The organism is Pseudomonas sp. DC3200b2, from assembly GCF_049895785.1.
In the GTDB taxonomy this organism is placed as follows: domain Bacteria; phylum Pseudomonadota; class Gammaproteobacteria; order Pseudomonadales; family Pseudomonadaceae; genus Aquipseudomonas; species Aquipseudomonas massiliensis.
In genome coordinates this window covers 1,067,593-1,079,746 of the sequence record NZ_JAFCTA010000001.1, presented here as the reverse complement: position 1 = coordinate 1,079,746, position 12,154 = coordinate 1,067,593, and the positions used below count along the sequence as shown (strand labels likewise).

Annotated in this window: 12 protein-coding genes; 4 read left to right on the top strand and 8 right to left on the bottom strand. The window is 65.1% G+C overall.

Features of this window, described 5'->3' with window-relative positions; genetic code table 11:
* Position 1 precedes the first annotated feature (1 nt).
* The gene (locus ACP691_RS05210; RefSeq protein ID WP_426152815.1) at positions 2-1,033 is read right to left on the bottom strand and encodes a DUF2066 domain-containing protein; all 1,032 of its coding nucleotides are present in this window, start codon (positions 1,031-1,033) and stop codon (positions 2-4) included.
* A gap of 204 nt (positions 1,034-1,237) precedes the next feature.
* On the opposite strand from ACP691_RS05210, the gene purM reads away from it, so the two are divergent.
* The 4 genes from purM to ACP691_RS05190 all read left to right on the top strand — a co-directional run bounded on the left by purM (position 1,238) and on the right by ACP691_RS05190 (position 4,110).
* Complete coding sequence (gene purM, locus ACP691_RS05205; RefSeq protein ID WP_426152813.1) at positions 1,238-2,296, top strand: phosphoribosylformylglycinamidine cyclo-ligase; 1,059 nt, start codon at positions 1,238-1,240, stop codon at positions 2,294-2,296.
* Positions 2,296-2,946, top strand: a complete 651-nt coding sequence (purN, locus tag ACP691_RS05200; protein WP_426152811.1) for a phosphoribosylglycinamide formyltransferase — start codon at positions 2,296-2,298, stop codon at positions 2,944-2,946. The genes purM and purN overlap by 1 nt, the downstream gene beginning before the upstream one ends.
* Before the next feature lie 8 nt (positions 2,947-2,954).
* Entirely contained in the window at positions 2,955-3,668 is a 714-nt protein-coding gene (locus ACP691_RS05195; protein ID WP_426152809.1) for a DUF3108 domain-containing protein, read from the top strand.
* A gap of 232 nt (positions 3,669-3,900) precedes the next feature.
* The gene (locus ACP691_RS05190) at positions 3,901-4,110 is read left to right on the top strand and encodes a hypothetical protein (protein ID WP_426152807.1); all 210 of its coding nucleotides are present in this window, start codon (positions 3,901-3,903) and stop codon (positions 4,108-4,110) included.
* 185 nt (positions 4,111-4,295) lie between these two features.
* Here ACP691_RS05190 and ACP691_RS05185 read toward each other — a convergent pair whose 3' ends face one another.
* From ACP691_RS05185 to ACP691_RS05155, 7 genes are all read right to left on the bottom strand, one after another.
* The gene (locus tag ACP691_RS05185; RefSeq protein ID WP_426152805.1) at positions 4,296-4,835 is read right to left on the bottom strand and encodes a DUF2058 domain-containing protein; all 540 of its coding nucleotides are present in this window, start codon (positions 4,833-4,835) and stop codon (positions 4,296-4,298) included.
* Between the two features lie 19 nt (positions 4,836-4,854).
* Positions 4,855-5,706: a nucleoside triphosphate pyrophosphohydrolase gene (gene mazG / locus ACP691_RS05180; protein WP_426152803.1), complete on the bottom strand. Its 852-nt coding sequence runs from the start codon at positions 5,704-5,706 to the stop codon at positions 4,855-4,857.
* A complete protein-coding gene (relA, locus tag ACP691_RS05175) occupies positions 5,703-7,952 on the bottom strand; it encodes a GTP diphosphokinase (protein ID WP_426152801.1) in 2,250 nt (749 codons plus the stop codon). Before relA ends, mazG begins: the two co-directional genes overlap by 4 nt.
* A gap of 124 nt (positions 7,953-8,076) precedes the next feature.
* Positions 8,077-9,447 carry a 23S rRNA (uracil(1939)-C(5))-methyltransferase RlmD gene (gene rlmD / locus ACP691_RS05170; protein WP_426152799.1) on the bottom strand — a complete coding sequence of 457 codons (1,371 nt, stop codon included), beginning with the start codon at positions 9,445-9,447 and terminating at the stop codon, positions 8,077-8,079.
* Positions 9,447-10,349, bottom strand: a complete 903-nt coding sequence (gene cysM, locus ACP691_RS05165) for a cysteine synthase CysM (protein ID WP_426152797.1) — start codon at positions 10,347-10,349, stop codon at positions 9,447-9,449. The genes rlmD and cysM overlap by 1 nt, the downstream gene beginning before the upstream one ends.
* 201 nt (positions 10,350-10,550) lie before the next feature.
* Positions 10,551-11,468: a biotin-dependent carboxyltransferase family protein gene (locus tag ACP691_RS05160; protein WP_426152795.1), complete on the bottom strand. Its 918-nt coding sequence runs from the start codon at positions 11,466-11,468 to the stop codon at positions 10,551-10,553.
* Positions 11,465-12,151 (bottom strand): 5-oxoprolinase subunit B family protein, encoded by a 687-nt coding sequence (locus tag ACP691_RS05155; protein WP_426152793.1) that lies wholly within the window; start codon positions 12,149-12,151, stop codon positions 11,465-11,467. Before ACP691_RS05155 ends, ACP691_RS05160 begins: the two co-directional genes overlap by 4 nt.
* Positions 12,152-12,154 lie beyond the last annotated feature (3 nt).

The following is a 12,154-nucleotide window of genomic DNA, read 5'->3' as shown; positions in this document are numbered from 1 at the left end:
CTTACCAGTGGAACCGCAGAGGTTCGGGCGCGAGCGCGGGCGCCGCGCCCGGCGTGGCGGGGATCGACGCATCGGCGGGCGTCGCCGGCATCTCCTGCAAACGAGCCAGGCTCAGTTGCGCTCGCAACTGGTCGGCGCTGGCGGTCACCTGATAGAGAACGCGATCGCCCTGCACGCTTAGCAGGCGGCCGCCCAGGGTATCGAGTACGCGCCCCAGTTCAGCGTAATGGTCCAGGGTCATGCCCTGCACCTCCACCGTCAGGTCGCCACTGGCGCCCGGCTTGACCGTATAGCGGGGCGCAAGCCGTTGCGCCACGGCCAGCATCACCGCATCGGCCAGGCCTGCCTGATCGGCCGCCTCCACGCTGCCCTGTTCTTTTTGCCCGCCCAGCCAGAGCCGCCATTTCGCCTGCCAGCGCTCCCCGCTGGGAACCGCATGCACGGCCAGCAACGCGTCGGCGCCATAGCGTTGGGATACGCCTTGCAAAGGCGCCGGGTCGGCGGTTTCCAGGTTCTTGGCCGTGGCCGCCAGTTGTTCCGGCAGGTCGGCCATGGGCAGCTTGAGTGGCAGGCCACGGTGCCTGGCGGCCTGGCGCAGCGGGGCGGCGCTGGGCTGGGCATCGCCGGCCAGGATGGCGCCGGCGGGACTGTCGTTCAGCCACCAGGCAAGGATGGAAGGGCGATTGGCGCCCCAGGTCGCCAGCCCGGCCTGACGCAGGGCCTTGTCTGTACTGACCGGGTCGAAATCCACCTGCAGGACCTGGGGCGGCCCGGCCTGGTAGCCGTATTGGCTGATGATCTGCTGCGGGTTCTTGCGAACGCTCGCCAGGGCGCCGCCGCCATAGGCCCTGGCATCACCGGTCAGGCGCAGCACCAGGGTTTCCAGGGCGCGCTGGGTCGCTTGGTCCCGTTCTTCCGGTGCCTGGCTGGCGACCGGCTCGCTGACCTCGTACAGGTTGGCGACGGTTTCGCCCCAGGCCGCCAGATGAACTAGACCGAACAATGAAGCGAGCAGAACGGGGCGCAGGCGCATGGGCTGTTTTCCAAAAGACCGTGTACTAAGAGAAGTGGGACCCACTTTCCCTGAAAACATTCGCTCTGCCAACCACGGCGCGCATTCGAGGGCTCGCCGGCCCGGCCGCGTTCTGGCCTGAACAGGCCAACCCTGATAAAATCGCGCGCCTTCGCAGACCCCCGTGGTCGTTTCCTGTATCGCCCCTCTTCAAAGGCCTGGATCATGAGCAAGCAACCCTCCCTGAGCTACAAGGACGCCGGTGTGGACATCGACGCCGGTGAAGCGCTGGTCGAACGCATCAAGGGCGTGGCCAAGCGTACCGCGCGGCCTGAAGTGATGGGCGGCCTGGGAGGCTTCGGCGCGCTGTGCGAGATCCCGGCCGGCTACAGGCAGCCCGTGCTGGTCTCCGGTACCGATGGCGTGGGCACCAAGCTGCGCCTGGCCTTGAACCTGAACAAGCACGACAGCATCGGCATCGACCTGGTGGCCATGTGCGTCAACGATCTGGTGGTCTGCGGCGCCGAGCCGCTGTTCTTCCTTGACTACTACGCCACCGGCAAGCTGAACGTCGACGTGGCGGCCACCGTGGTCACCGGTATCGGCGAAGGGTGCGAACAGGCCGGTTGCTCTCTGGTGGGCGGCGAAACCGCCGAGATGCCAGGCATGTACGAAGGCGAGGACTACGACCTGGCCGGCTTCTGCGTGGGTGTCGTCGAGAAGTCGGACATCATCGACGGCTCCCGGGTGGCTACCGGTGACGCCCTCATAGCCCTGCCCTCCTCGGGCCCGCACTCCAACGGCTACTCCCTGATCCGCAAGATCATCGAGGTTTCCGGCGCGGACCTCGCCACCGAGCAGCTCGACGGCAAGCCCTTGGCGGACCTGCTCATGGCGCCGACCCGCATTTACGTCAAGCCCCTGCTCAAGCTGATTGCCGAAACCGGTGCCGTGAAAGCCATGGCCCACATCACCGGCGGCGGCCTGCTCGACAACATCCCGCGCGTGCTGCCGGCTGGCGCTCAGGCCGTGGTCGATGTAGCCAGCTGGCAGCGCCCGGCCGTGTTCGACTGGCTGCAGCAGCAAGGCAATGTAGACGAGACCGAGATGCATCGCGTACTGAACTGCGGCGTGGGGATGGTGATCTGCGTGGCTCAGGCTGACGTCGCCCGCGCGCTCGAGGTGCTGCGTGCCGAAGGCGAACAGCCTTGGGTGATCGGGGAAATCGCCACCGCGGCCGAAGGCGCCGCCCAGGTCGAGCTGAAAAACCTCAAGGCCCATTGATGCCCGCGCCTTGCAACCTGGTGGTCTTGCTGTCGGGCACCGGCAGCAACCTTCAGGCAATGATCGACCAGTTCCGCCACGCTGACAGCCTCGTGCGCATTCGCGCGGTCATTTCCAACCGCGCCGATGCCCCGGGCCTGGTTCGCGCCGAGAACGCCGGCATCGAAACCCGCGTGCTGGAGCATGCCGGTTACCAGGGCCGTGAAGCCTTCGACGAGGCCCTGATGGCCCTGATCGACAGCTTCGAGCCCAGCCTGGTGGCCTTGGCGGGCTTCATGCGCATCCTCAGCCCGGGCTTCGTCCGTCACTACCATGGCCGCCTGCTGAACATCCACCCTTCGCTGCTGCCCCGGTACAAAGGGCTGCATACCCATCGCCGCGCGTTGGAAGCCGGGGACGCGGAGCATGGCTGCAGCGTACACTTCGTCACGGAGGAACTCGACGGGGGCCCCTTGGTCGTACAGGCTGCCGTCGCGATAGCAGCCGAAGACACACCGGACACCCTCGCCCAGCGGGTTCACGCCCAGGAACACCGGATCTACCCCCTGGCCATCGACTGGTTTGCCCAAGGCAGGCTTGGCCTGACGCCCACCGGCGTTGTGCTCGATGGCCACCTGCTGCCAGCCAGTGGCCATTTGATTCGCCCATAGGAGACCATATGCGTCGTGCCCTGTTATTCGCGCTCGCCCTGTTCGCCCTACCCAGCGCACAGGCCGCAGACCTGAAACCCTTCTCGGCCAGCTACACGGCCGACTGGAAACAACTGCCCATGAGCGGTACCGCCGAACGCAGCCTCAGCAAAGGCGCCGATGGCGACTGGACGCTCAACTTCAAGGCATCGATGGTGATCGCCAGCCTGACCGAAAGCAGCACGCTGCGCATGGACAAGGACACTTTGCTTCCGCAGAAATACCACTTCGAGCGTGGCGGCCTGGGCAAGGCCAAGACGGTGGACCTGGACTTCGACTGGACCGCCAAGAAAGTCACCGGTACCGATCGCGGAGACGCCATCACCCTGCCCCTCAACCGAGGCGTACTGGACAAGTCCAGCTACCAGCTGGCGCTTCAGCATGACGTGGCGGCCGGCAAGAAGAGCATGAGTTACCAGGTGGTGGACGGCGACGAAATCGACACCTACGACTTCCGCGTTCTGGGTGAAGAGAAAGTGCAAACCAAGGCCGGCAGCATCGACGCCATCAAGGTCGAGCGCGTCCGCGACCCTACCCAGAGCAAGCGGGTGACCGTACTCTGGTTCGCCAAGAGCTGGGACTACCTGCTGGTCCAGCTTCAGCAGATTGAAACCGATGGCAAGGAATACACCATCATGCTGCAGGACGGCACGGTGGATGGCCGAAAAGTCCAGGGCAGCTAATCGCCTTCTAGCGTGACCGAGGTCCCTCGGTCACGTTTTTCCCTCCTTAAAACATTCTTCACTCGCCTTCATCTAGTGCGACACTTTGCCGCAGGCCACGCCACGCCTGGGCTGCAGCTTTTTTTATGGAAAACGCAACAGTTCGTTGCGCTGGCGATGCGTTCCCATATTCCCGCCAGACTCCTATAACGGAAGCACGTCCCTTGCGACGACTACCCAGAGGAGTATCAACATGACTGTGAAAGTAAGCGAACGTGACGATGCCCACATGTCCCATGAAGGCCTGGCGGCCGGGGTGCGTATCTGGGATGTATACCAACAGGACCTTCTGGTAGGCATGTTTCACAACGAACACGATGCGCTGGCCTACCAGCATGAGCTGGAGGCACAGGAGGCCGTTAGGGCTGAGAAGATTGAGGTCCATCAGGACACGCTGAACTGAAACCCATTTATCAGACAGCGAGGTAATCGCGGTGGGAGCTAGCGCCAGCTAGCGAAAAAGCTGTGAGCTGCACCCTAAAGGTTGGATGGGTGTCCAAGATTTAGGGTGCAGCTCAAGCACGATTCGTCAGCTCCGCTGACTCCCACCGGCAATGCGTAACGGGCGCAGTTCCCTAGTGCAAGGCGTCACCACATCAGATCATCGGGAATCTTGTAGGCGGCGTACGGATCATCGCCGTCAGGCTCTTCCGTGGGGGTGTTGAGCAGCACGATGCGGCGTGGCTCCCGCTCCTGTACCTTCAAGGCCGCTTCGCGGGGAATGACCTCGTAACCGCCTCCGTGGTGAACGATGGCCAGGCTGCCGTTCGACAGCTTGCTACGCATCAGGCTGTTCACGGACAAGCGCTTGACCTTCTTGTCATCCACGAAGTTGTAATAGTCTTCGGTGGTCAGCTTGGGCAGGCGAGTCGCTTCGATCAGTTGCTTGACCTGAGCCGTCCTGGCCTTGGCCTCGGCCTTGGCTTGCTGCTGGCGGTTGAGCTCTTGGTCCTTGCGCAGTTTTTCGGCGGCGGCCTCCTGGGCCAGGCGCTTCTGGGTGTCGTCCGCCTCGGCCTGGCCCTTTTGCACCAGCCGCTTGTGCTTCTGCTGCTCCTTGCTCACCTGCTTGACTTGTTTCTGGTTGACCAACCCTGCCTTGAGCAGTTGGTCACGAAGGGAAAGGCTCATGGTGCTCACTCGCTCTTGCTCAGCCGCAGCTGAGCGTTTTCTGTTCCTGACGTTTCGCTTCACCCCAAAGGGCATCGAGCGCCTCGAGGTCGCAATCTTCGATGACTTGGCCCCGCTCGCGCAACACCTGTTCGAGGTAGCGGAATCGACGCTCGAACCTGCCGTTGGCACCGCGCAACGCCTGCTCCGGGTCCACCTTCAGCTTGCGGGCCAGGTTGGCCACGGTGAAGAGCAGGTCGCCGAGTTCGTGCTCCACTGCCGACGCGTCGTTGCCCGCCATGGCTTCGAGCAGCTCGTCCAGTTCCTCCCGTACCTTGTCCACCACCGGCAGCGCCGCCGGCCAGTCGAAGCCCACCGAGGCGGCGCGCTTTTGCAGCTTCACCGCCCTGGGCAGGCCCGGCAGGGTCACCGGCACGTCGTCCAGCAATGAAAGCTGTTCGGGCGCGTCGCTACGCTCGGCGCGCTCCTCGGCCTTGATCGCCTCCCAGCGGTTCTTTACCTGGGCTTCGTCCAGGCGTGGGCTGTCCAAGGGTGCATAGAGATCGCCGGTGGCGAACACATGGGGATGCCGCCGCACCAGCTTGCGGGTGATTCCGTCCACCACCTGGGCAAAGTCGAAGCGGCCCTCCTCCTGGCCCAACCGGGCGTAATACACCACCTGGAACAGCAGGTCCCCCAACTCCCCAGGCAGATGGGCGAAGTCCTGACGTTCGATGGCGTCGGCGACTTCGTAGGCCTCCTCCAGGGTATAGGGCACGATGCTGGCGTAGGTCTGCTTCTGGTCCCAGGGGCAGCCGTTTTGCGGGTCCCGCAGGCGTGCCATCAGGTAGAGCAGGTCTTCCAGTGTGTAGGCTTTCTCGGGCTGGCTCATGGGGTACGGTTACGCCGTGCTTCGATGATGTTGGGCAGCTGGGAGATGCGCCCCAGCAACCGCCCGAGCGCGTCCAGCCCTGGAATCTCGATGGTCAGAGACATCTGCGCGGTGTTGTCTTCCTTGTTGGAGCGGGTGTTGACCGCCAACACGTTGATCCGCTCGTTGAGCAACACCTGGGAGACGTCGCGAAGCAGGCCGGAACGGTCATAGGCGCGGATCAGGATGTCCACCGGGTAGGTGAGCACCGGCACCGGCCCCCAGCTGACCTGGATGATGCGCTCGGGCTCCTTGGCGCTGAGCTGCAGCACCGAGGCGCAATCCTGGCGGTGGATGCTCACGCCACGGCCCTGGGTGATGTAGCCGACGATGGCATCGCCCGGCAGCGGCTGACAGCAGCCCGCCATCTGGGTAAGCAGGTTGCCCACCCCCTGGATCTGGATATCCCCGCGCTTGCCCGGCTTGTAGCCGCTGGAGGACTTGCGCGGGATCAGGTCGAGGGTATCGAGATGCCCACGGTCCGGCTCGGCCAGTTGCTGCGCGGCGTTCACCAAGGGGGCCAGGCGCAGGTCACCGGCGCCCAGCGCGGCGAACAGGTCTTCGGCGGTCTTGACGTTGGCTTTTTCCGCCAGGCGCTCGAAGTCTACCTGGGGCAGGCCCAGGCGGCTGAGTTCGCGCTCCAGCAGGCTGCGCCCGGCGGCCACGTTCTGGTCACGGGCCTGGAGCTTGAACCAGTGGACGATCTTGGCCCGTGCCCGAGAGGTAGTGACGTAGCCCAGGTTGGAGTTCAGCCAGTCCCGGCTCGGGCTGCCGTGCTTGCTGGTGATGATCTCTACCTGCTCACCGGTCTGCAGGCTGTAGTTCAACGGCACGATGCGGCCGTTGATCTTCGCCCCCCGGCAATTGTGGCCGATCTCGGTATGCACCCGGTAGGCGAAGTCCAGGGGCGTCGCCCCCTTGGGCAGGTCGATGGCGTGGCCGTCGGGGGTGAATACGTAGACCCGGTCCGGCTCGATGTCGACCCGCAACTGCTCGGCCAGCCCACCGATGTCCCCCAACTCTTCGTGCCATTCCAGGACCTGCCGTAGCCAGGAAATCTTCTCTTCGTAATGGTTGGAGCTGGGCTTGACGTCGGTGCCCTTGTAACGCCAGTGCGCGCAGACGCCGAGCTCGGCTTCCTCATGCATGGCATGGGTACGGATCTGCACTTCCAGCACCTTGCCTTCCGGGCCTATCACCGCGGTGTGCAAGGAGCGATAGCCATTCTCCTTGGGGTTGGCGATGTAGTCGTCGAATTCCTTGGGGATATGCCGCCACAGGGTGTGCACGATGCCCAGCGCGGTATAGCAGTCGCGCACTTCCGGCACCAGCACGCGCACCGCCCGAACGTCGTAGATCTGGCTGAACTGCAGGCCCTTGCGCTGCATCTTGCGCCAGATGGAATAGATATGTTTCGCCCGCCCGCTGATATCGGGCTTCACGCCGGTTTCGGTGAGTTCACGCTCGAGCTGGTGCATCACGTCGGCAATGAAGCGCTCGCGGTCCAGGCGCCGCTCGTGCAGCAGCTTGGCGATCTGCTTGTATTGCTCAGGTTCCAGGTAGCGGAAGGAGATGTCTTCCAGCTCCCACTTGATATGGCCGATACCGAGGCGATGGGCCAGGGGCGCATAGATATCGAAGACTTCCCGGGCCACCCGCTGGCGTTTTTCCTCAGGCGCGTTCTTCACCGCGCGAATGGCGCAGGTGCGCTCAGCCAGCTTGATCAGCGCCACCCGTACATCGTCGACCATGGCGACCAGCATCTTGCGCAGGTTGTCCACCTGCACCTGGGTGCCGAGCACCAGCGACTGTCGGGGGCTGAGGCTGGCGCTGATGGCCGCCATGCGCAGCACACCATCGATCAGCTTGGCGACCACCGGGCCGAAGCGCTCGCCCACCTCGGCCAGCCCGACCTTGCCCTCGCGCACCGAGCGGTAGATCACCGCGGCCACGAGTGAATCCTGATCGAGCTTGAGGTCGGCCAGTATCTCGGCGATTTCCAGGCCAGCCTGGTAGCTGGACGTACCATCGGCCCAGGAATCCTTGGCGTTGACGTTAGCCACGTCAAGCGCCAGGGCGAACTCGCACGCCTGCTTCAACGCTTCCCGGTCGAGCGCCAGGTCCACGCTGACGATATGATCGAGCCACGCATCGAGGTTGATGCTGCCGTCCGTATTGACCGGCTGCTGTGCTCTCACCTGTACCATCTTTACCTTCCCTATGACGCACTACGGGTGCGCCAACATTCGCTGGCTCAGGCTCCCACCCGGCGCATCCGCGCCTCGGGCTGATCTCTGGAGCCGGGACCGCCGCCACTAGCGGGGTCGCCAGTCACATTGCCTGGTCGTCCTGACCTTTTTCAAATAACGCCATCGCCTCGACATGGGAGGTTTGCGGGAACATGTCGAGAACGCCGGCACGTTTCAAACGGTAACCCTGTTGCTGCAACGCCACTGTGTCACGGGCCAGGGTCGCGGGATTGCACGATACATACACAATGCGGCGCGGCCCCAGCGAGGATATATGGCGAACTGTTTCAAATGCCCCGTCACGAGGCGGATCCAATAGTACCGCAGAAAAGCCTTTCTTCGCCCATGGCGCGCCTTGCAGGGGTTGTGACAGATCGGCTTGGTAAAAGGTCGCGTTGGCCAGACCGTTATCGATCGCGTTGGTCGCCGCGCGGTCGACCATGCCTTGCACCCCTTCCACGCCGACCACTTCCCCGGCCAGGCGCGCCAGGGGCAAGGCGAAGTTGCCCAGGCCGCAGAACAGGTCCAGTACCCGATCTTCGGCGCCGGGCGCCAGCCAGGCCAGGGCCTGCTCGATCATGGCCCGATTCACGGCCTCGTTGACCTGCACGAAATCCCCGGGCCGATAGCCGAGCCGCAGGCCCCAGGGCGCCAGGGCGTATGCCAGGCGATCGGCGGAATCGTCAGGATGCGGCTCGCCTGTGCCCTGCCACCAGAGCTGAGCGCCCTGCCCCGCGCAAAATTCGCGCAGGCGCGCCTGGTCCGCGTCCTCAAGGGGCGCGGTATGGCGCACGAGCACGGCCGACTGGGTGCCATGGAACAACTCGACATGGCCGATGGCGCGGGGACGGTTCAACTGACGCAGGACTCCAGGTAGTGCCTGGAAAATCGACTGCAAGGGTTGTACCAGCACCGGGCACTGATCGATGTTCACGATGTGCTGGCTGGCCGCCGCGCGAAAACCCACTTCCAGGCGCTGCTGGGCCTGATCCCAGCGCACGGCGACACGGGCTCTGCGCCGATAACCGAATTCCGGGCTCACCAGGGGCGGCGCCCAGGCATCCGGGGCCGTGCCACCTACCTTGGCCAACTGCTCGGCCAGTTGCCGCTGCTTGAGGGCCAGCTGGTCTTCATGGCCGATGTGCTGCACGCTGCAACCGCCACAGCGGTCCACATAGGGGCATGGCGCGGGCCGTCGCATGCTTGAGGCTTCGATCACCCGTTCGGCCCGCGCCTGTACTATCTTGCCTTGCGCGCCAAGGACACGAGCATCCACCGTCTCGCCAGCCAGGGCGCCGCTGACGAACCAGGTGCGCCCATCCTCGAAGCCGATGCCGCGCCCGTCGGCGGCCAAGCGCTCGATGCGCAGGCGCTGCTTCTTGCCCGCTGGCACCACCGCAGCCCGCTGACCGCCGCTGGGCTGGAAGCGCAGCCCGCCATTCTTGCGTGCCATCAGTTGGGCGCGTCGAACAGGCCGCTGGACAGATAGCGGTCGCCGCGGTCGCAGATGATCGCCACCAGTACCGCATGCTCCACTTCCTGGCTGATCCGCAACATGCCGGCCACCGCGCCACCGGAAGATACGCCGCAGAAAATGCCTTCCTCCCGCGCCAGGCGGCGAGTGACGCTCTCGGCCTCGGCCTGGGCCATGTCGACGATGCGGTCGACCCGTTCGGCCTGGTAGATCTTCGGCAGGTAGGCCTCGGGCCAGCGACGGATGCCCGGGATCGCCGCCCCCTCCATCGGCTGCAAACCCACGATCTGGACCGCCGGGTTCTGTTCCTTCAAGTAACGGGAGGTGCCCATGATGGTACCGGTGGTACCCATGGAGCTGATGAAGTGGGTAATGCTGCCGCCGGTCTGCTGCCAGATTTCCGGGCCCGTGGTTTGATAATGCGCCTCGGGGTTGTCGCCGTTGGCGAACTGGTCCAGCACCTTGCCCTGCCCTTTTGCCTGCATGCGCTGGGCCAGGTCGCGCGCGCCTTCCATGCCTTCTTCGCGGCTGACCAGGATCAGCTCGGCGCCGTAGGCGGTCATGGCCGCCTTGCGCTCGGCGGTGGAGTTGTCGGGCATGATCAGGATCATCCGGTAGCCCTTGATGGCCGCGGCCATGGCCAAAGCGATGCCGGTATTGCCAGAGGTGGCCTCGATCAGGGTGTCGCCAGGCTGGATCTGCCCGCGCAGCTCGGCCCGGCTGATCATCGACAGCGCCGGCCGGTCTTTCACTGAACCGGCCGGGTTGTTGCCTTCCAGCTTGAGCAGCAGGGTATTGCTGGTGGCGCCGCCCAGGCGCTGCAGGCGAACCAGTGGGGTATTGCCGACGCAGTCGGCGATGGTGGGGTAATGCACGGTCATGGGCTTTTCGTAATCTGAACGGCGGGGGGCGCTATGATACGCGCATTCGCCGCTGCCCCATATCACGCAAAAGTTGATCGTTATTCAAACGAGTTATAACTGCGATCGGCAGGCAGGGATCTCCCCGGGCGCCATGACTGCTCCATGACCACCGCATCCTCCTGGGAAAGATTCACAAGGCTTCACAACGGTGCCGCGGAATCATCCCACTAGAGCCCGCCAGGCCTCTAGATGCGCATCTCGGGCGGCTTCGGCCATGACCGGCCGGAGCCGCAACTGCTGCCCGGGCATGGCCTGCGCCAGCCGGGCCATCGACAAGGGCGTGAGCGCGCCGAGCCGGGGATAACCTCCGATGGTCTGGCGATCATTGCCCAACACAATGGGCTGGCCGTCGGGGGGTACCTGAACGGCGCCCAGCGTGATGCCCTCCGATACCAGCCCAGGGCCTTGATGCGCCAGCACCGGACCGAGCAGGCGCATGCCCATGCGGTCGGCGCGGGTATCCAGGGTCCAGGGCTGATTGAACGCCTCGAACAGGCTCTGCCCGGAAAACTGCCCCACCTGGGCGCCCAGCACCAATTCCAGCGGCCGTGCCAGGCTCAAGTCCGGTGGGCGCGCCGTGGCCGTTTCGCGCCCGAGCCCTGGCGCCCCGAGAAAGCCCAGGCGGTCGCCTATCGCCAAGGGCCGGCCGTCACCGTGCAAGCCACCCAGGCTATCCCGCGCCACCGTGGCCAGGCTGCCCAAGGCGGCAGGCGCGCTGAACCCACCCGGCGCGGCCAGGTAGGCGCGCAACCCCTCACGAGGGCTGCCGAACACCAAACGCTGGCCACGGCGCAGGTTGAAGCTGCGCCAAGGCAATAGCGCCGCGCCGTCCACGGTCGCCTGCAGGTCGGCGCCGGCCAGCGCCAGCAGGCAATCCGCTTGCGCCAGGAGGGCAAAGCCGCCCAGCGGGATCTCCAGCACGCCGGCCGAGGGCGCGTTGCCCAACAGCAGGTTGGCATGGCTCATGGACAGCCAATCCGCCGCGCCGCCTTGGGTGATGCCCAGGTGGCGCACGCCGAAGCGGCCGGCATCCTGCAGCTGGCACAGCGGGTGGGTTTTTTCGATCAACAGGCTCACGGCTGGTTGCCCTCCAGTGGCATCGGGTCCCCACCCAATTCGAGGAAGCGCTCACGGCTGATCGCCTCGAAGCGTACGCTGTCGCCTGGGCTGAACAGGCTCTGGCCCGCGACGTACAGTTGCGCTGGCGTGCGCCCCAGCAGGTTCCAGCCGCCTGGCGAGTCGCTGGGGTAGATGGCGGTCTGGCGTTCGCCGATGCCGACGCTGCCGGCCGCGATACGCTGACGTGGCGTGGTGAGCCGCGGCGCCGCCAGCGCCGGTTCCACCAGCCCCATGAAGGCGAAGCCCGGGGTGAAGCCAAGGGCGAACACGCGGTAAGCCTTGGCGCAGTGTCGGCGCACCACCTCATCGACCGTCAGGCCACTGAGTTCAGCCAGGCGGGCGAGGTCTGGCCCCACCGTGGGGTGGTACCACACCGGCACCCGGTGCTCGCGGCCCTGGGCGCTTGCCGCCGGGGCCAGGCCCTGAGCCGCCTGGCGCACCCGCGCCCGGGCCTGGTCCATGTCCAGTGCGAGCACATCGTAATGCACCAGCACGGTGGTATAGGACGGCACCAGGTCGACCAGGTGATCGCCGAAGGTACCGCGCAGGCGCTCGACCAGGGCCAGCAACCAGCCGACGTTGGCTTCGTCGATGGTGTCGAACAGGCGGATCATCAAGGCGTCCAGCCCTACGGTTTCCATGGT